Origin of the sequence: Lysinibacillus sp. CNPSo 3705, assembly GCF_028674935.1 — a bacterium.
GTDB lineage: Bacteria > Bacillota > Bacilli > Bacillales_A > Planococcaceae > Lysinibacillus.
Genome location: NZ_JAQZSD010000011.1, coordinates 1 through 18876, shown reverse-complemented (window position 1 = coordinate 18876; position 18876 = coordinate 1). Strand labels below are relative to the sequence as shown.

The following is an 18876-nucleotide window of genomic DNA, read 5'->3' as shown; positions in this document are numbered from 1 at the left end:
TCCAATGCCAGTTTTTATTTACGCTAGTTTTTAATTAAATCAGCAAGTGCAATCCATGAATTTAACTGTACTGAATGCGGGAATTAATTATATTTTCGTTGCCGTTACCCACGACCTGCTTGAAAAGAAGGATATAAAGTCATTCCACCATCAGCAAATAGAGTGATTCCTGTTACGTAACTAGCCTGGGATGAAGCAAGCCATGCTGCTGTTGCTGCAATTTCCTCTGGTTTTCCGATATAACCCATCGGAACCATACTTTCAACATCTGCACGTTTTTCAGGATCGGCAAATTTCTCAGCATTAATAGGGGTATTAATCGCACCAGGCCCGATATTATTGACACGAATTCCTTTTGGGGCATATTCTAATGCTAATGTTTGTGTCATTAGTTTAATGCCTCCTTTACTAGCAGCATAGTGAACAAACAAAGGCCATGGAATAACTTCGTGAACACTGGACATATTGATCACGGTACCTTTAATATCATGTTCGACGAAATACTTAATTGCTTCCCTACTGCCTAAAAATGCACCTGTTAAATTCGTATTGATTACTTTAGTCCAATCTTCAAGTGGCATTTCATGTGAGGGTACTGGATTTTCTATACCAGCGTTATTAATCATCACATCGAGTGTTCCGAACTTACTCACGGCTGTCTGGACGAGATTGATAACATCACTTTCGATAGACACATCTCCTTTTACAGCTATCGCTTCCCCTCCTGCTTTTTTCACTCCTTCAACAACAGCATTTGCCTCTTTTTCATTTGAGCGAAAATTTACGATAACTTTTGCTTTCTCCTCGCCAAAGCGTAATGCCATTGCTTTTCCCAATCCTGTTGAAGCACCTGTAATAACAATAACTTTTCCCTCTAAATCTGGATACATCTAAAGTTCTCCTCCTTATACTTTCGCCATTCCTACCATAAATCCAACAGCGACATAACATTAATCCCAATGAAAATTACTATAAGTTGTCGTTTTGTTTTTTTCTCACCTATGAAAAAATCTGCCCACCGGGTTTCCACTTTCTTAAAACATAATAATAATATGGAACGAAGCAAAACTTTTATACCATTGAAAAACGTTACTTTAAAATAAAGAAGAATCCATGTGAACATTCGTTCAAAATGGATTCTAAATATGATGCTATAAAGGTACCGTCAGGAAAATGCAAATTTGCAGCGCACTGCCCGTTTCCGAGATAATTTCCCCATTTCTAACAACGCTTAGAAATCTAGATAAAACGAATTAAACAATAACCAGTCACTGGTTCAATACCGTAACTGGCTATAAATAGTATTTTCTTACTGTTAAAAAATGCAGATAATTATTTGTAAAATTTCACTCGATCTTCAAGTGGTTGGAATTCTTTTTCGCCTGGTGTTACCGTTGGATTGCCAAAGGGCATTTGCGCAATGAGCTTCCAATTTTCAGGGATATTCCATTCTTGTTTCACTTCATCATCAATTAATGGATTATAATGTTGTAAAGAAGCTCCTAATCCCTCTGCTTCCAATGCTGCCCACACAACTAATTGGTGCATACCTGATGCTTGATTTGACCAAATTGGAAAGTTCTCAGCATATGCAGCAAATTGCTCTTGAAGCGATTTAACTACAGCCTCATCTTCTAAGAATAAAACTGTGCCATAACCTGCTTTAAAGGAATCCATTTTTTGTTGAGTACCAGAAAAATCTCTATCTCCAACGACTTTTCTTAATACTTCAGTCGTAATATCCCACAGTTTATTATGTGGCTCACCTGATAATACAACAATACGTGCAGTTTGAGAGTTGAATGCTGACGGGGTATATTTCACAGCAAATTCTACAATTTCTTTAATTTTTTCATCCGATATTTTTACCTCTTTATTAATTCCATAGTAGGTACGTCTTTCTTTAAGTGTAGTGTAAAAATCGTTTGTCATCATTTTCCTCCTCTTAAAATTATAAATGGCACTTTTAACTCCTAAGTCTCCTCGCCTAATTACAACAGGAACTACTGGTCATAATAAGCACTGCCATTCGTGATTTTTTAATCTTTTCGACTATGTTCGCTACTTCTTCTACTAATTATAATATTATGATAATAATATGGTATCCAAACAAACGAAAGATTATTCAAAATGTAAAATGTCTTATACAATTTTTTCAAGCATGAGGGTATAATGATGCTCTACTTTTTATGTAGTAAAGGTAACCTAACTTTCACATTTGAATATATCGCAATAACTTACATGTTTTTTCTCCTTCCCAAGTAAATGAATCAACCTATTAGCCCTAAAAAAACCCGTTATCTATTGAAATAGACAACGGATTTTTTAGTAACGTGAGGTATTACTCACCTATTTCATTTTGTAATTGCTCTAAAAACTGTACCATAAATTGATGGCGCTCTTTGGCCATTTGTTTACCCTTCCCGGTAATCATTAAATCCTTCAGCAATAATAGCTTCTCATAAAAATGCGTAACTGAGGATGTATTTTTATTGCGATACTCATCCTCTGTCATATCATTACGTGCATCCTCTTCCTGATCGTAAAGCTTTCGACCCTTAGCTCCACCATAAGCAAATGTGCGCGCAATACCGATTGCTCCAATCGCATCTAAACGATCGGCATCTCGTACTATTTTTGCTTCTAGAGAAGTTATTTCAAGCTCATTGCCACCATTAAACGATACTTGTGCTATGCAATCTCGAATATGTTGCTTCTTCTCCTCGCTTAATGACAGCTCAGCAATTAGCTTATTCTCTTGCTCCTTACTATCGGTATACTTTTTATCACTAACATCATGCAACAGTACAGCCATTTTCACGACCTCTGCATCGGCTTCTGGTTCTGTTTGTAATATCGTTAACGCATTTTGATATACACGTTCAATATGTTGAAAATCATGACTAGCATCAAATTGCTCGTAAATCCCTCGTACTTTGTCCATTAAATTGTTCATATTTTTAGTTCAGTCCCTTCATGCTTTATTATACGGTATCTCTTAGAATAGTTGGTAATTAAGTAACGTCTAGGCTTAAAAAAATTGGGAAGTTGTTTTCAATTGACTGATTTTACAGAATATTGTATGATAAATGAACAGAACAACTATTTTTGTTCTGTAGGTTTACTATTTCAGTGATGTACAACAACTATGTTTTGAACAGATTAAACAACTTCAGCGGGCTTTACAATTGAATACTGTGTTGAAAGATGACGTGCGTATAGTGAAAACCAATCATCTAAACAAATAAAAGTGAACACTTTCCCTTAGAAATTCTTTGTTTTAACCCGCATAGTGAATGTACATGACGAGATAAGTGAACAAACAATTATTTTATTTTCACAACCGAGAAAGCTTTGAGCATATGTAGCAAGCGTGTGATATTTTTATCATTAATCGACGTTACCTTCTTCTATTCATTATCTTGAATATGTGTGAACGTAACTCCTCCCATTAATGGCAAATAGCATACCAGTTTCTTGCCAACATTTTGCGAAAAGTCAAATCATCAGAGTTGTGCTAACAAGACTAGAGAATTCTTTTTTAGGCAACGATTTTTATGAGTTTTATTGAAGCCGTAAGTATTAGAAGGAAGTAGGAACGATAGTTATGTTATGTAATACCAACCCGCTGAAGAAACAATAAAAGCTGCCCATCTTATTTCTTGTAGATGCTGGCAGCTTTTATTGTTTCTTCAATGCCCATTTTAAACACATATATCTCCTATCTCTACTTGCTATTCCGTATCCCCCTATGAGACATTCCTAAGGGAGAAATTTTGAACATGGGAAATTTTAGGGTCACGACAAGCCTTATTGCCTTTTTTGTTATTATTTTCACGATTTTGAATTTGCCTCTTGGATTTCGATTCGCTATACAGATTAAAAAATCAATATCCAGTCCGGGCTATTAATTTTCTCTTCCCTTTTTTAGTTTTTAGCGGTTGTAACTGAAAAAGCTGCCCTTCATAACTTATAGGAGCAGCTTTTTTCAGTTATATAGTCTTTTGTACTTCTTTCACTCTAGAACAACCCTACCGCATGTCCTTCATTATCAACATTCATACGCAAAGCGGCTGGTGCTTTTGGTAAACCTGGCATTGTCATAATATCTCCAGTTAAGCATACTAAGAAGCCAGCACCAAGTTTTGGAATGACTTCGCGAATAGTGATTGTAAAGCCTTCTGGACGTCCTAAAAGACTTGGTTGGTCTGATAAAGAGTATTGCGTTTTCGCCATACAAATCGGTAGAGAATCCCAACCGAATTTTTCAATTTGGGCAATTTGTTTTTTCGCTTGGTCGGTAAATTGCACATCTTTCCCACCATAAACTTTTTGCACAATTGTACGTACTTTTTCCTCAATAGATTCTGTTACATCATATAAAGGTGAGAAATTGTTGTCTTCATCAAGAACAGCTAGCACTTGTTCTGCTAAGCCTAGACCACCTTTTCCGCCTTCCTCCCAGACATTTGTACGTGCGATACGAACATGATTTTCTTGACACCAATTCAGGACTGCTTCTAGCTCAGCCTCTGTGTCCGTGATAAAACGATTTAAAGCGATAATCGGCTCAACGCCAAATGTACGAATCGTCTCAACGTGCTTGGCTAAATTTTCAATTCCTTGTAAAAGTGCCTCTACATTTTCGCCAACTAGTTCCGTTTTCGCTACACCGCCATGCATTTTTAATGCACGAATTGTAGCTACGATTACAACTGCACTTGGCTTAAAGCCTCCTTTACGCGCTTTAATATTCATAAATTTTTCAGCACCTAAATCTGAACCAAAGCCTGCTTCCGTCACAACGATATCTGCGAGCTTACGAGCTGTTTGTGTCGCCATAATCGAGTTACAGCCGTGTGCGATGTTAGCAAATGGTCCACCGTGAATAATGGCAGGTGTCCCTTCAAGCGTTTGCACTAAGTTTGGTTTGAAGGCATCTTTTAATAACAATGTTAAGGCCCCTTCTACTTGAAGATCACGGACGAATACAGGCTCACGATCAAATGTATAACCGATGACGATACTTGATAAACGTTCACGTAAATCTTCAATACTTGTAGCTAAACAGAAAACGGCCATAATTTCTGATGCAACAGTAATGTCAAAGCCATCCTCACGTGGCATCCCTTGAACAGGACCACCTAGACCCACAACAACTTTACGTAGGGCGCGATCATTTAAATCCATTACACGCTTCCAAATTATACGGCGAGGATCAATGTTTAAAGCATTTCCTTGATGGATATGATTATCAATAAAAGCTGATAATGCATTATTCGCAGTCGTTATCGCATGAAGGTCACCAGTGAAATGCAAGTTAATATCTTCCATTGGTACAACCTGTGCATATCCACCACCTGTTGCGCCACCTTTTACACCCATTACAGGGCCAAGTGATGGCTCACGTAAAGCAACAACAACTTTTTTATTTAATTGATGAAGTGCATCAGCAAGCCCAACCGTTACAGTTGATTTCCCTTCACCAGCTGGCGTTGGACTAATAGCTGTTACTAATACAACCTTTGCATCCTCACCATGTGCTGTAATTTTTAATGGATCAATTTTTGCTTTGTAGCGACCATACTGTTCAAGTGAATCTTCTGGAATACCTGCTGCTTTCGCTATTTCAGTAATAGGTTGCATAACCGCTTGATTAGCGATTTCTAAATCTGTCAAAGGTTGTTGTTTTTTCGTTGTCATTTGGCATCCTACTTTCTATGTCGGTCAATTATGCCTCGGCATAATTGCGTCCTGAATCGGCTTTGTGCTAAGGCCTGCATGAGGGCCGACACGATGTCGGTCATTTCGATAATGCCACAAGACATGGCGTTTTTACCGATGCAGGTCAGTTAGCCGTTATCGCATTTAGGCTAACATCCTCTAAGACTGCTTTTCCGATTCTTGGACATCCGCCGGAGGCCTTAACTTTTTTCAGCAGGAATTTGCTGAAAGAAGTTAATTCCATTATAGACTTTATTGTGAAAAAAATCATAGTAAGTTATTCAAGTATTTCGACAATCGATTGACAACATTGCACAATTCATGTATGTTCTAAATGAAAATGCATTTTTTCACATTTTCACAATTTATGTCACGACTTAATTGATTTTATTCTACATTCAAGCGCATGGGAGGCGAATGCTTATGCAACAGGGAATCGTAAAGTGGTTCAATAATGAAAAAGGTTATGGCTTTATTGAATGTGATGATGGAGAAGATGTATTTGTACATTTTACGGGAATCCAAGAGGAAGGCTTCCGTACACTTGATGAAGGTCAAAAGGTATCATTTGAAGTGGTGGAAGGTAATAGAGGCCCACAGGCGTCAAATGTAGTGAAAGTATAAACTCAAAGGAGCTGTTCGGTGGATGAACGGCTCCTTTTTTTTCAAATGCTGAAATTAACGCTGCTTTATAACATTATAACTTCAGCGATTGATCCAATAAAAAGCTCCAGGAAAAACTAGCGTTTCCTTCGTTCTATTAGTATCTATAAGAGTAACCCCAAACGCCCCTTCATGTAAATGACCTAGTGTCATAGCTGCCGCAGTCACTTCGTCATAAAAATCCAGTCGAATATTGGGTAGATGTAAGGAGATAAATTGCTCATGTTGTTCAGGCTCTGGTAGTTGTAATACTTCCTTCCATAAACTCACTGTTGCTTGCACATCTTCCACATAAAATTGGACAGATTCCATCGATATTGTTTGATTCGTATCAATGGCTCCATTTGCTTTTAATTGTGCAACACGTTCCTCATCTGTATCAGTCCACTCAATCAAAAATGGAAAATCAATTGCCTGCTCTGGCTTCCCAAAATGCAATAGCTTCCATTCTACAACAGAGCCATCTGGTCTTGTACGACTACAAGCATCAGGCCCATATACTTCAAATCCAAGCGCACGTAAACGTTGTGCCTCTTCTTCTATATTTTTTGTCCGTAATGCAATTCTTGAAAAACCATAGCGCTCGTTAGCACGTTTAAACGTATAATGTAGGGAATACGGTAATTTCACTGCATTTTCAAATAAAGTACGATCATAAATCGCTATTTGCTCAATATAGTTTAATCCAAAATAGCTTAACGTATTGTATGTCCCCCACATTGTATGTTGACCACCGTTAACTGTATGGATATTACGTTTATTTAAAAAAACCTTTGTATTTTCTGGTGATTGAACTTGATGAACTAGATGGTCAAAATATAAAGTCATGACTGAACCCCCTTTTTTTCTCTATTATATACTTTACCTGTTAGTTTTGTTGGTTTAAAATAAAATTTAGAATATTATAATTATTAAAAGCTGCTATTTTACGATATTAGCAACAAAAGGATTTTGATCTAGTAGTTCATAAAAAAACAATAAAGAGGTGATTAAAATGACAGACAAAGTAGCTGCTTTTAAACTGGCATTAGGTAATTATCCAACAGGTGTTACCGTTGTTACTGCTTGTAATGACGTAGGTGAACCTATTGGCTTAACTGTCAATTCCTTTGCGTCAGTTTCCATAGTCCCACTCCTTATTTTATGGTCGCTCGATAAAAAGTCACAGTTATATCCATATTTTACAACGACTCGAAAGTTTGCTGTCAATATTTTAGCGAGCAATCAAGACCACTTATGTACGCTATTTTCAAGTAAAATCCCAGATCGTTTCGCCCAGGCTAAATGGTCAACTTCTGCTTTAGGTCTACCGGTTTTACATGATACTGCGGCCATTTTGCAATGCACAACATCTCAGCAAATCGATGCTGGAGATCATACGATATTTATCGGGCAGGTTCTAGAGATTGAGAATTCACAGAAGGAACCCTTACTATATCATCGCAGGCATATTGGTGAAATCCCAAATAGTTTTTATGAATAGGCTATTGCAAGAAAATATAGACGCAAAAAAACAGGATGATTCGTCGTAATCACCCTGTTTTTTTGACGTATTTTTCCGCTCTTTATCGAAATAATAAGTTTGATTGATGAAACAATAATTAATGAGGTGAATGACAAATGTTAAAAAAATCCCTTTACATGTTACCTATTATTTTTTTACTTTCGGCTAATAAATGGGTAACTGCAAATTTTCATACCGCCCCTCCTTCGTTTGAAGAAAAATTTGCTGAAGGTGGATATATATCCGTGGAAAAGGCCGTTAAGGAATTTGAATATCATTGTAAGTGCAAGGTAAAGTTACCTCAATTTATGCCACCGATTTCCTTCACACATCAATTTGGGAAATTTTACGAAGATAAAAAATATAACGTGAATGATGCATTGAGTATTATGTTTGTTAATAAAGAAATAAAAGAAAATATTTATAAAATTGAGATTCGATCAATAGAGCATAAAATAAACTTTAAAGACAAATTAAACTTAAAAGGTAAAGAATATACTCTTCTAGATGATACAAAAGCAATTTATTTTGAAGACCAACTATTTAACTTTTTTGTCTTTGAAAAAAACAATTTGCAATATTTACTAGGTATTTATAAAGAGGTAACTAACACTGATACACCTTACACATTAGTTAAAATAGCTAACTCTTTAACATAATCTATGCTGTTGTTATGGAGCGCTCATCAGTTCCTAAACATAAATAGCCAACCTAAACAATCGAATTATCCCCTATACTTTTATTTTTTCTGCGGAAATCTTTGTTTTTCAAGTCTGTTAATTTGCACAATGACACCATCTTGAATCGTAATGTGTACTTCTCCAAATTCCAAATTTTGAATTGCCTTTGCAATTGCCTCTAGTTTATTGTCATTTACCTTTGCCTGTTGAGTCATTCGATACACCCCTTCTTTTAACATATTTGAGGCCAAAACATTAATTATAGCCACTTATCCTATATAGCTCTTTGGATTTGACCTACTATATTTATCAAAGCTTCTTTTTAGGCCAAGTTGTAGGTATTTCGCTTCTTTGGAATAATTCTATAATTCTGAAAACCGATTGTCAATCATAAATATTATAAAACTTATTTGTTTACTAAGGAATTAAAACCGAAAAAACACCAAAACAAAAACTGTGTAGATTTATTTACCTCTACACAGTTTTTTATTATCCATTTTGTAGGCAATCCATTAGTGCTGTCGCTGTCTTTTGCTTGCCCATAACCTTCATCGGTTTTCCTTTAGCCGGTACAATCCAGTGTGGCTCATCTCCACCATATAAAGATTGTGAGCTATTAGCTACCATAAACTGAGCGTTGGCAGATTCCATCCGTAGACGTGCACGGGATAGTAAAAATTCCTCGTCATCTGTTGCCTCGAGTTTAAAGCCTACTAAAGTTACTTTAGGCTGCCACCCTTTTATTTGACCTAATACTTTAGGCGCCTTTTTAAAGTGAATGATAGGTGGCTCATCAGATGGCATTTTACCTGCTTCCTCCATTAAATTCCCAGATTGGTCATACACTTTGTCAATAAGCCAATCAGAACCTGCGGCTGCCATAATAACGATATCCACATGCTCTTCCTGAACAGCATGTCGAACTTTGTCGCCTAAATCTTCAATACCTTCAAATCGAATGGTACGCATTTTGTCTTTGTTCGCCGGAAGCTGTGCAAAATAACCGTGCATATACAATACGTTTGCCCCAGCCTCTAGTGCCGCTTCAGCTAAATAACAGCCCATCGACCCTTTCGATAAATTCGTATGTCCACGCACACGATCCCATTTTTCAAGTGTTCCCCCACTTGTAATGAGTACGGTCTTACCTCGTAATGTCCCCATACACTCACCTTTTTCTAGAAAATATACAATTACTATTTTATCGTAATGCTATGTTATGCTTCAATGTTGTTTTTATAAGGTTGGCGTTAACTTAATACTATTTCCTATTTTGCTCTTGTAACCAGGAACTTAATATCTCAGCAAATTTCTTGGTCACTGGTGAAGCATGATGTTTCATCGCAATTCCGATTGTGCGATAGCCACCTTGTTTTAAAGGTATGGCTTTTATCGTAGGAGGTAAGTTATACGTCACTAATTTCGGTAAAATACTAATGCCAAGCTGGTGAGCAATCATTGAAATGATCCCTACCTCTTCCGATAGTTCAAAGCGAATATTAGGCTTCACGTGATATTGCTCTAACAGCACTTTTACATCATTTGTCCCTTTATATGAAGTCATGATAAATGGCATGTTTTCTAGTTCAACAATATCAATTTCGGCTTTATGATAAAGTGGACTTTTATCGGAGACAATACACAGCAACGGATCCTGCTGAAGTTCGGTAAAATGATACTGTTTAGACTTTTGACCATTTAAAAATCCCGCATCAACCTCTCCACTCAATAGCCATTGTTCAATTTCATAATAATCTCCCTCACGCAATTCGACTTGTATACCAGGAAATTGATTGTCCATAATACGAACAATTTCCGGCATCCAGTTCGAAGAAATACTTGAAATTACACCAATTCTTACTTTTCCTCTCGTAACGCCAAGTATGTGTGCAGCTTCTTGCTGTAATAGTTCTTGTGCATCGAGGACATGTCTCATTGCCCTCAGCATTGTATTCCCTTCACTCGTTAACGTGACACCAGCTCGACTTCTGTGAATGAGTGCAAAGCCGAACTCCTTTTCTAAGCTTGAAACAGCATGACTTACAGCAGATTGGGTTAATCCCAATGCATCTGCTGCTTTTGTAAAGCTAGCTACCTCAGCCACTTTATTCAAAATCTCATATTTGACTAAACTCATCGCCTTGTCCTCTATATACATGAATTTTTTTAATACCAACCATTATAAACATTCGTTTTACTAATCACAATACAAGATTTATAGTAAATTTTAGAATAAAAACTGTTTTAGTACACAGATTGTAGGTGAGCATAATGAGTATCCAAGGAAAAGCAAATTTATTGATGGTTATTGTGACAATGTTTTGGGGCTTATCTTATACTTTTATGGTAATGGGGCTTGAAACATTGGCTGTTTATAATGTGGTGGCATTGCGTTGTATCATCGCATTTTTCGTAGCTGGTATTATCTTTTATAAACGCATGATTAAAGTCGATGTGAAGACACTAAAATATGCAGCTATACAAGGGTTTATATTATTCATTGTGTTCGTTCTAAGCTTATTCGGACTAGAAACGACATCGGTATCAAATGCTGGTTTTATTTTAAGTCTAACAGTTATCTTAGTACCTATTTTCAGCAGTTTTATTGACAAGAAATTACCTTCAAGAGCAGTTAGCTTTGCGATTATTTGCACAATGATTGGGATTACAATTTTAACGGCACATGGCTCATTTACCTTTCAAAAAGGAGATATTCTAGTAGCCATTGCTGCACTATGTTATTCGTTTTACTTACTATTAAACAGCTCATTTACACGGAGCGTTGAATCAATTTCTTATGGCGTTTACCAGCTCGGTTTTGCTGGACTTTATGCACTTGTATTAACATTTATTTTCGAAACACCAACACTTCCAAATACAATGACTTCTTGGATCGCTATTATAGGGCTTGGTGTCATTTGTAGTGCATTTTGCTTCGTAGGTCAAACTGTTGCACAACAGTTTACCTCCGCTACACATACAGGACTAATATTTTCCTTAGAGCCAATTTTCGCAGCGATGTTTGCCATGCTGTTTATTGGTGAAGGAATAACAGTAAAAATAGTAATAGGTGGTAGCTTTATTCTAATTGGTAATCTTGTTGCCCAATTAGAGCATCTCCATGTTTTACGCTTTATTAAAAAACATGAACAAGAAAAAGCTATACATTAATTCAGAGTGGTGCATGTGCACTCACTCTGTTTTTTAAAACTCACCTTGTTAAAGGTGAATCAAGACAAATAGCAATTATCATCAAAGTATATATTATGTCGTCATAGGTTCAGCTGACTGCTCAGCGAATAATACGATAACACCCTGTTCAACGAGATGAGCATAGTAAGCTGTTTGACCTTCCGTAAGATCAAATCGCTTAAATCCTTCTTTTACAGCCGATTCACCAGTAAACCAAGACTTAATTTGATCAACCCAATTCCCTACCTCATGGGTTTTAACATTAGCATCCCATTTTACTCCATCAAATTTGCTTGGATCCTTTGCAATAACATAAATGTCCTCTATTTGACATGCCTCTAAACGCAAACTTTCTAAAATATGGAGCATTTCTTCCCTCGTATGGGCCACTTCAATTTGTGGGTTTTGCTCATTTATCATGCTCAATTCCTCCTAATTTTTATGGCTTACTAAGTATCTTACCTTCCTATTCAAGAAATAAATCCATTTTACCCATTCTTTTAACGAACTTTAATATTTGAAATATCTCTGTGATCCATGTTCACCTTTTGAAACAATGGTCTAATACTTTTATGAAATATTAAAAAAATAGGCAATGGAAGTACATCATAGCCCCCTTTGCCTATCATTTAATTGGTTTTTTAATGCCCAAGGAATGCCTTCAACATCCATGTATGCTTTTCTAACGACTGATACATAGCATTTAGTATATCCTCTGTTCGATCGTCTCCTTCTTCTGCCGCAAGCTCCATCGTCGAATTCAAAGCCTTCATAAGTTTTTGGAAATCTGCTATGATTGTTGCAACCATTTCCTCTGTCGTCTCATTCCCTGCAGCTTCCTCTATAAAGGATAGCTCAAGATGCTCTTTTAACGTAGCAACTGGTTTTCCATCTTTTGAAAGAATACGTTCTGCAATTTCGTCTAGATTTAACGTTGTTTCATTATATAATTCTTCAAATTTTGCATGTAGTGTAAAGAAAGCTTTCCCCGTCACATACCAATGATAATTGTGCAATTTCGTATAAAGTACAGACCATGTAGCGACAAGTTTATTTAATTGTTTGTTTAAGTTTTGTGACATTATTTCTCCTCCAATGTGCCAGTTATTCTAGTCATTAGTATGCGTTGCAAAGTATGCTAGCTATACACACATTTTTCTCATTAGAAAAAATTCTAAGGTCATCTGTAGATAATAAATACAAAACTAAAACATTTTCCGTACATAGCCAGTCCTAATAAACAAATGGATACCATCAATTGGACGTTTAAACATCATAAAAACTAAAAATAGATTGTATACTTTAGTTCCTTACGAATTTCTTTTATCTTTGTCACCGAAAGCTTTGAAACTTAGCAATCCTCTCTTACATCCCCCTTACCTTACATTATAGCTATTACGAACATGTGTTTCTACACTATTATTACATTTTTAAGAACATTGAAACTATTCCTTATAATTATTTCACTTTCCGAAATAGTTTCGTTATAATGGAATTACTTACTAAAAAGGGGTGTTCATTAATGGAGGTATTACCATTACGAAAAGATGTACCAGTAGAACAAACATGGGATTTAACAGATTTACTTAAAAATGACGCGGATTTTGAACGTGTTTTAGCGCAGCTTGTGGAAGATGCAATAAATTTCGAAAGCACGTATCAAGGTACAATTACGGGTGCTCAAAAGGTAATAGATGTTTTAAAAGCTTATGAAGCACTATATGAAAGCATAGTTCCTATTGGTACTTATGCAAGCTTAAATAATCAGGCTGACCATACAAATAACGAAGCTCAAATGCGTGCTGCAAAATATGGTACGGCAGTCGGAAAAATAAGTAGTACAATTTCTTTTGTACGCAGTGAATTACTAGCACTAGATGAGTCAATTTTAGAGGAAGCTGCTACATTAAGCCCTAATTATAAAGTCTATATAGAGGAATTATTAAAACAAAAGCCGCATCAGCTACATCCAGAGGTAGAAAAAGCACTAGCTGCATTTAGCTCTACTTTTGATGCACCGTATGAAACGTATAATACGACAAAGCTTGTAGATATGCATTTTGGAGAATTTGATGCCAATGGCGAAAAACATCCACTTAGTTTTGTATTATACGAGAATGATTGGGAGTTTGACGCCGATACAAATGTTCGCCGTGCAGCTTTCCAAGCATTTTCGAATAAGTTGCGCGATTATCAGCACACAACTGCAAAAATTTATAACACACATATTCAACAGGAAAAAACGATGGCTGATTTACGAGGTTTTGATTCTGTTATTGACTATTTATTATTTGATCAAGATGTTGATCGTACGCTTTATAATCGTCAAATAGATCTGATTACGAAAGAGCTTGCTCCACATATGCGCCGTTACGCAAAGCTTATTCAACAAGCAAACGGCATTGAAAAAATGACATTTGCCGATCTAAAGATTGCCCTTGATCCAGACTATGATCCGAAATTAACAATGGCTGAAGCAAAAGAATATGTTGAAAAAGCATTAGACGTTATGGGTGAAGGTTACAAAGAGATGCTCGAAAAGGCCTTTAACGAACGCTGGATTGATTATGCACCAAACAAAGGAAAATCGACTGGGGCATTCTGCTCAAGTCCATATGGTAGTCATCCGTATATTTTAATGTCTTGGAATGAACGTATGAATGAGGTATTCACTTTAATTCATGAGCTTGGACACGCAGGTCATTTTGTGAATGCACATAGCCATCAATCCTATTTTAACAGTCGTCCGTCGTTATACTTTATCGAGGCACCATCAACAATGAATGAAATGCTGCTAGCCAATTATTTATTAACCCATAACGACGATCTTCGCTTCAAACGTTGGGTAATTTCAAATATTGTATCCAAAACGTATTATCATAATTTCGTCACACACTTACTAGAGGCTGCTTATCAACGAAAAGTATATGAATTAATCGATGCTGGAGAAGCTGTGAATGCTACTGTTTTAAATCACTTAAAACGCTCTGTATTAGAAGATTTCTGGGGTGACACCGTCGATATCACGGAGGGAGCAGAGCTTACTTGGATGCGCCAACCACACTATTATATGGGCCTATATCCATACACATATAGCGCTGGGTTAACAATTTCCACACAAGTATCTAAGCGTATCTTAAAAGAAGGGAAGACGGCTGTAGATGAATGGTTAGCAGTCCTTCAAGCTGGAGGTACGAAATCACCTGTGGAGCTAGCTCAAATGGCGGGTGTCGATGTTACAACAGATCAGCCGCTTCGAGATACGATTGCTTATATTGGTCACCTTATTGATGAGCTCGAAAGATTAACGATAGAAATGGAAGCTGTCAAAGGCTAAACAAAGCAAGAACCATCTATGCTATTTTTAAAGCGTAGATGGTTTTTTAGTTCTAAGCAGGGAAATATATACATATACTAGAATCAAGCCGCCCCTCTAATGTTTTTTGATATTTCTAAATAGACAATCATTTTCCTTCGTACAAATGTACCGTTATTATTAATTGTATGCAATTTATTTAGCAAAATTCTACTAACAATTTTCAAAGGAAGTGTTTCTAATTATGGTAAAACGTAATGATCCATGCCCATGCGGTAGCGGCAAAAAATATAAAAAATGTTGTGAAGGTAAACAACAGGTTACCGTAGAAGCTGTAGCAATCGAAGAATTAGAGCGTGTACTACAAACATTTTACTTAGAATATCCAGAACGTAAAGATGTTCGTGCCTATATAGAGCATGTAGGTACATGGCAACCTAAATTAGAGAGCGTACTACAAAGAGAGCTGATCGAGGCGATCGCGTTAGACGACTTCTTCTTCCATCAAGAACCATCTATTTGGAAAGGTTACTTAAAGAAAACAAAGAAAAAAACGGTAAGGCCTTCTACGGTAAAAGTGTTAGAAGGCTGGTCACAACCCCGTCTATTTATTGGTTCCGTGTCAGTTGTAGAAGAAAAATATTTCAAGGCCACACATGTGTTAACAAATGAAGAGATTCATATTCGTCGTGAAAATGACAAACCAATCCCTGAAGGTATGCATGTCTTTGCATTCATCTTACCAGATGGTACAAAAAAATCAGAACATTATTTAGCTGTATCAACGCTTATCTTCTTCCCAGAAGATCATGCTAAAGTATTTGAGCAATTTAAGAAAACTTTTGATGCTTCTGAGAAGAAGGCTGGAGCATTCCTAAAAGAAGAGCATTTATCCTTCTGGGAACTACTTGTGTCAAACGGTTATAAAGGCGAGGAGTTCACGAACTTTGAGAGCAATGTAATCACTCAGGTTAAAGATTTCCTTGAGCAAAATGAGCGTGAAACAGCTCCTTTGTTAGAGCTTTTAGAGGACTATTTAATTGAAGGACAACCATCTGCGCGCAAAGAGGCTGCTATTGCTGCCGGCGCGATTCGATACGGTCAAGAAAAAGAGCTATTCGAGCCGTTATCACTCACTGTAAAAGAAATTGCGGCGACGTTCGATATTTCAGCTTCCTCTCTCACAAAATACTACCAAGACTTAAGTAGCTATGCTGCAACTAAATAATGCTTAAAATAGCGCCACACACTCTGGAGGAGAGAGTGTGTGGCGCATTTTAGTTACCATAAAAAAAAGCTACTTTTATTATCGGCAATGAGCCAACAACAAAGTAGCTTTTTTTCTATGGTAACCAACCAATACTATTATTTCCGAACATATTGTTATTTATGCATCGAAATTAGTAAATATGATTATTTATTGAGCAAAAATGAAATAAGCTTTATTTTATTTAAACATAGTCTGTTTAGTTCCTATGATTACTTTGCGACATTTCTGTACTGGTTAAAAACATTATTTACTATACACCTTCAAGAGCTCTTCTCCAAGAAATTGTAGTCGCTCTCCTACGGTGCACGCTTCAATACAAAAGCGGTGAGCTCCAGGTTTACCACGATCTTTTCGTAATTGCTTTATCACTAAGCAATCGGCACAATACGTATCATGTAGTTCGTCAATATCTTTCATAACCGTCACTTTATCCAAATCGAACTCTCGCTCCTTTCACGTCCAAATTTCGCTTCCTACTATTATGAAGTGAACATTTTGAACAAGCAACTATTTTGTTTATCCATTTAACATCTTTCTGCAAATCTCTCTTGTATCGGCAGGCACAGGTGCTTTTGTAGTTACAAAATGCCTTTTGTACCGAAAGCATAGCGACAGGTACGTTTCCCATCTTTTTAGGTAGAAAGATACAAGCGGATTTGAGCTACTTTCTTTTCAGCAGGTGTCTAAACCTCGCTGAAAAAAGTAAAGCCTCTGGCAGATGCCACTAAAATTATGCCAAGGTATAATTATATTGTGAAAAAGCACTATTGATGTACAATTAATGTATAATCTAAATCAAAAAGTAGGGATTTTATGTTAGAAGTATATATCGATGCTGCTAGTGCAGGAAATCCTGGCCCCAGTGGTATTGGGATATTTATTAAAGGAGAAGGCCACCATATACAAATCAGTGAGTATATAGGGCAAACCAATAACCACATTGCCGAATTTACTGCCTTAGTACGCGGTCTTGAGGAAGCACAAAAGCTTGGTTCAAACATAGTCTCAGTGCGCTCTGATTCAAAAATTGTTGTAGCCTCTATGGAAAAAGAATATGTGAAAAATGAGGAATTTAAACCTTATTTTGAGCAGGCACTTACACTTGCAAATAGCTTCGATTTATTTTTCATTAAATGGGTCCCAGATACACAAAATAAAGCGGCAGATGCACTTGCACGTAAAGCGATTCAAAAAGAAAAAAATTAAACAATGGGGACTGTCCCTTGCCTTGCCAAGAGTCGGTCTCCTCCCTTCCTTCATTCAGATACTTACTATCCCCCAATATTTCATTTTTATCATTCTTCATATATAAACAAAATGTATACCGTGCTCATAAGCAATACATTGCAATCGCCAAGTCATCATCCAATTAACTTACATACATGGCATATATATATAAATATCCCCCCTGATTTTTGATGATGAGCCATAAAACAATATATTTTCCAATTATTATTAGTATAATTTGTATCCCGAATGTTATTTTATTGACATACTTTTGTAATATTACAATGATAATATCATATATATATTAAGTTTTAAGGTTTTTAGGAGGATACATATTATGAAAAAGAATAAAAAGTATAGATGGGGATGGAAATTAGCTACATTGGCTTTAAGTTCAACTGTACTTTTTTCAACAATTGACACAGCATCAGCAGCAACTTATACAGTAAAATCTGGTGATTCTTTATGGAAGATTGCCAATCAGTACGGTGTTACTTATCAAACATTGATGAAATGGAATAACTTATCTTCTACGACAATTCGCGTTGGACAAAAGTTAAACCTCAATACCCCACTCACATCAGCAACAATATCAACACCTACACCTAAGCCAACAGCTGCACCTAAACCAACAGTTACACCTAAACCAACTACTAATCTAGTGCAAGTTGCTAAAAAACAATTAGGCGTAAAATATACATTTGGTGGAAGTAAGCCGAGTACAGGTTTTGATTGCTCAGGCTACGTCACTTATGTGTATAATAATGCTGGTATTTCTACAGCTCGTAAGTCTGCAGCAGGTTTTTACAGTTCAGCTAAAAAAGTAAGTTCACCTCAAGTAGGTGATTTAGTATTCTTCGCTAATACATATAAAGCTGGTATTTCTCATGTAGGCATTTATATTGGAAATAGTCAAATGATTAGTGCAAGTGACGGTGGTGTTTCTGTTGCTAATTTAAATAGCTCTTATTGGAAATCACACTTTGCTGGATATGGTCGTATAAAGTGAATAAAAAAACAGTTGGGATGCCCTAAGGCACTGAAAAAGTCTATATCTTCTCACATTGCGAGGTATTCAACGATTAATTCGTTGAATACCTCGCTTTTTTCATTTGCACTATGCCTCTACTGTTGTTTTCCGAAGCATTCCGCTCGCTTTCCGCGGGCGAGCGCCGAGCCTCCTCCTACGCTTCGCTTCGTACGGGGTCTCGTCTGTCTCGCTTTCCCGCAGGAGTCGAGCGATGCTTCTCCAAACAACGCAATGTATCACACTATTATTTTAGTCACGCTTTCCTTTATA

19 protein-coding genes are annotated in these 18876 nt (G+C 36.6%); 8 read left to right on the top strand and 11 right to left on the bottom strand.

Going from position 1 to position 18876, the window contains the following annotated elements:
* Nucleotides 1–104: 104 nt before the first annotated feature.
* The 4 genes from gdh to PVA17_RS06965 all read right to left on the bottom strand — a co-directional run bounded on the left by gdh (nt 105) and on the right by PVA17_RS06965 (nt 5703).
* On the bottom strand, nt 105–890 hold the full coding sequence (gene gdh, locus PVA17_RS06980) for a glucose 1-dehydrogenase (protein WP_274067265.1): 786 nt from the start codon (nt 888–890) through the stop codon (nt 105–107).
* A gap of 442 nt (nt 891–1332) precedes the next feature.
* Nucleotides 1333–1932, bottom strand: coding sequence for a nitroreductase family protein (locus tag PVA17_RS06975; protein WP_274067303.1), 600 nt, complete (start codon nt 1930–1932; stop codon nt 1333–1335).
* Between the two features lie 409 nt (nt 1933–2341).
* Entirely contained in the window at nt 2342–2956 is a 615-nt protein-coding gene (locus PVA17_RS06970) for an HD domain-containing protein (protein ID WP_132358880.1), read from the bottom strand.
* Nucleotides 2957–4020: 1064 nt separating this feature from the next.
* Nucleotides 4021–5703: a formate--tetrahydrofolate ligase gene (locus PVA17_RS06965; RefSeq protein ID WP_274067264.1), complete on the bottom strand. Its 1683-nt coding sequence runs from the start codon at nt 5701–5703 to the stop codon at nt 4021–4023.
* Between the two features lie 444 nt (nt 5704–6147).
* Between PVA17_RS06965 and PVA17_RS06960 the strand changes: the two genes are divergently transcribed.
* Nucleotides 6148–6348 (top strand): cold-shock protein, encoded by a 201-nt coding sequence (locus PVA17_RS06960; protein WP_274067263.1) that lies wholly within the window; start codon nt 6148–6150, stop codon nt 6346–6348.
* 81 nt (nt 6349–6429) lie between these two features.
* Here PVA17_RS06960 and PVA17_RS06955 read toward each other — a convergent pair whose 3' ends face one another.
* The gene (locus PVA17_RS06955; RefSeq protein ID WP_274067262.1) at nt 6430–7215 is read right to left on the bottom strand and encodes a VOC family protein; all 786 of its coding nucleotides are present in this window, start codon (nt 7213–7215) and stop codon (nt 6430–6432) included.
* A gap of 166 nt (nt 7216–7381) precedes the next feature.
* Between PVA17_RS06955 and PVA17_RS06950 the strand changes: the two genes are divergently transcribed.
* Together PVA17_RS06950 and PVA17_RS06945 are read left to right on the top strand one after the other, a co-directional pair.
* Nucleotides 7382–7870, top strand: coding sequence for a flavin reductase family protein (locus PVA17_RS06950; protein ID WP_274067261.1), 489 nt, complete (start codon nt 7382–7384; stop codon nt 7868–7870).
* A gap of 137 nt (nt 7871–8007) precedes the next feature.
* Nucleotides 8008–8550: a carbon monoxide dehydrogenase gene (locus tag PVA17_RS06945; RefSeq protein ID WP_274067260.1), complete on the top strand. Its 543-nt coding sequence runs from the start codon at nt 8008–8010 to the stop codon at nt 8548–8550.
* 80 nt (nt 8551–8630) lie between these two features.
* Here PVA17_RS06945 and PVA17_RS06940 read toward each other — a convergent pair whose 3' ends face one another.
* From PVA17_RS06940 to PVA17_RS06930, 3 genes are all read right to left on the bottom strand, one after another.
* The gene (locus PVA17_RS06940) at nt 8631–8786 is read right to left on the bottom strand and encodes a YezD family protein (protein ID WP_132358892.1); all 156 of its coding nucleotides are present in this window, start codon (nt 8784–8786) and stop codon (nt 8631–8633) included.
* A 274-nt stretch (nt 8787–9060) separates the two neighbouring features.
* A complete protein-coding gene (locus PVA17_RS06935) occupies nt 9061–9735 on the bottom strand; it encodes a phosphopantothenoylcysteine decarboxylase domain-containing protein (protein ID WP_132358894.1) in 675 nt (224 codons plus the stop codon).
* 97 nt (nt 9736–9832) lie between these two features.
* Nucleotides 9833–10708 carry a LysR family transcriptional regulator gene (locus PVA17_RS06930; protein ID WP_132358896.1) on the bottom strand — a complete coding sequence of 292 codons (876 nt, stop codon included), beginning with the start codon at nt 10706–10708 and terminating at the stop codon, nt 9833–9835.
* Nucleotides 10709–10842: 134 nt separating this feature from the next.
* Between PVA17_RS06930 and PVA17_RS06925 the strand changes: the two genes are divergently transcribed.
* The gene (locus PVA17_RS06925; protein WP_132358898.1) at nt 10843–11742 is read left to right on the top strand and encodes a DMT family transporter; all 900 of its coding nucleotides are present in this window, start codon (nt 10843–10845) and stop codon (nt 11740–11742) included.
* A 93-nt stretch (nt 11743–11835) separates the two neighbouring features.
* Here PVA17_RS06925 and PVA17_RS06920 read toward each other — a convergent pair whose 3' ends face one another.
* Nucleotides 11836–12183 (bottom strand): general stress protein, encoded by a 348-nt coding sequence (locus PVA17_RS06920; RefSeq protein ID WP_132358900.1) that lies wholly within the window; start codon nt 12181–12183, stop codon nt 11836–11838.
* Between the two features lie 221 nt (nt 12184–12404).
* The gene (locus PVA17_RS06915) at nt 12405–12845 is read right to left on the bottom strand and encodes a Dps family protein (protein WP_248718566.1); all 441 of its coding nucleotides are present in this window, start codon (nt 12843–12845) and stop codon (nt 12405–12407) included.
* 440 nt (nt 12846–13285) lie between these two features.
* Between PVA17_RS06915 and pepF the strand changes: the two genes are divergently transcribed.
* Both pepF and PVA17_RS06905 read left to right on the top strand, forming a co-directional pair.
* The gene (gene pepF, locus PVA17_RS06910) at nt 13286–15100 is read left to right on the top strand and encodes an oligoendopeptidase F (RefSeq protein WP_132358905.1); all 1815 of its coding nucleotides are present in this window, start codon (nt 13286–13288) and stop codon (nt 15098–15100) included.
* A 223-nt stretch (nt 15101–15323) separates the two neighbouring features.
* Entirely contained in the window at nt 15324–16307 is a 984-nt protein-coding gene (locus tag PVA17_RS06905; RefSeq protein WP_132358907.1) for an SEC-C domain-containing protein, read from the top strand.
* Nucleotides 16308–16592: 285 nt separating this feature from the next.
* On the opposite strand, the gene PVA17_RS06900 is transcribed toward PVA17_RS06905, so the two are convergent.
* Entirely contained in the window at nt 16593–16784 is a 192-nt protein-coding gene (locus tag PVA17_RS06900; protein ID WP_132358910.1) for a zinc-finger domain-containing protein, read from the bottom strand.
* A gap of 378 nt (nt 16785–17162) precedes the next feature.
* Between PVA17_RS06900 and PVA17_RS06895 the strand changes: the two genes are divergently transcribed.
* Both PVA17_RS06895 and PVA17_RS06890 read left to right on the top strand, forming a co-directional pair.
* Nucleotides 17163–17555: a ribonuclease HI family protein gene (locus PVA17_RS06895; RefSeq protein ID WP_132358912.1), complete on the top strand. Its 393-nt coding sequence runs from the start codon at nt 17163–17165 to the stop codon at nt 17553–17555.
* 358 nt (nt 17556–17913) lie between these two features.
* Nucleotides 17914–18585 carry a C40 family peptidase gene (locus PVA17_RS06890; protein ID WP_274067259.1) on the top strand — a complete coding sequence of 224 codons (672 nt, stop codon included), beginning with the start codon at nt 17914–17916 and terminating at the stop codon, nt 18583–18585.
* The last annotated feature ends 291 nt before the right edge of the window (nt 18586–18876 follow it).

Bases quoted from the DNA above. Each gene is read 5' to 3' on its own strand.
- gdh (WP_274067265.1), bottom strand. From the start codon at position 890: ATGTATCCAGATTTAGAGGGAAAAGTTATTGTTATTACAGGTGCTTCA.
- PVA17_RS06975 (WP_274067303.1), bottom strand. From the start codon at position 1,932: ATGACAAACGATTTTTACACTACACTTAAAGAAAGACGTACCTACTAT.
- PVA17_RS06970 (WP_132358880.1), bottom strand. From the start codon at position 2,956: ATGAACAATTTAATGGACAAAGTACGAGGGATTTACGAGCAATTTGAT.
- PVA17_RS06965 (WP_274067264.1), bottom strand. From the start codon at position 5,703: ATGACAACGAAAAAACAACAACCTTTGACAGATTTAGAAATCGCTAAT.
- PVA17_RS06960 (WP_274067263.1), top strand. From the start codon at position 6,148: ATGCAACAGGGAATCGTAAAGTGGTTCAATAATGAAAAAGGTTATGGC.
- PVA17_RS06955 (WP_274067262.1), bottom strand. From the start codon at position 7,215: ATGACTTTATATTTTGACCATCTAGTTCATCAAGTTCAATCACCAGAA.
- PVA17_RS06950 (WP_274067261.1), top strand. From the start codon at position 7,382: ATGACAGACAAAGTAGCTGCTTTTAAACTGGCATTAGGTAATTATCCA.
- PVA17_RS06945 (WP_274067260.1), top strand. From the start codon at position 8,008: ATGTTAAAAAAATCCCTTTACATGTTACCTATTATTTTTTTACTTTCG.
- PVA17_RS06940 (WP_132358892.1), bottom strand. From the start codon at position 8,786: ATGACTCAACAGGCAAAGGTAAATGACAATAAACTAGAGGCAATTGCA.
- PVA17_RS06935 (WP_132358894.1), bottom strand. From the start codon at position 9,735: ATGGGGACATTACGAGGTAAGACCGTACTCATTACAAGTGGGGGAACA.
- PVA17_RS06930 (WP_132358896.1), bottom strand. From the start codon at position 10,708: ATGAGTTTAGTCAAATATGAGATTTTGAATAAAGTGGCTGAGGTAGCT.
- PVA17_RS06925 (WP_132358898.1), top strand. From the start codon at position 10,843: ATGAGTATCCAAGGAAAAGCAAATTTATTGATGGTTATTGTGACAATG.
- PVA17_RS06920 (WP_132358900.1), bottom strand. From the start codon at position 12,183: ATGATAAATGAGCAAAACCCACAAATTGAAGTGGCCCATACGAGGGAA.
- PVA17_RS06915 (WP_248718566.1), bottom strand. From the start codon at position 12,845: ATGTCACAAAACTTAAACAAACAATTAAATAAACTTGTCGCTACATGG.
- pepF (WP_132358905.1), top strand. From the start codon at position 13,286: ATGGAGGTATTACCATTACGAAAAGATGTACCAGTAGAACAAACATGG.
- PVA17_RS06905 (WP_132358907.1), top strand. From the start codon at position 15,324: ATGGTAAAACGTAATGATCCATGCCCATGCGGTAGCGGCAAAAAATAT.
- PVA17_RS06895 (WP_132358912.1), top strand. From the start codon at position 17,163: ATGTTAGAAGTATATATCGATGCTGCTAGTGCAGGAAATCCTGGCCCC.
- PVA17_RS06890 (WP_274067259.1), top strand. From the start codon at position 17,914: ATGAAAAAGAATAAAAAGTATAGATGGGGATGGAAATTAGCTACATTG.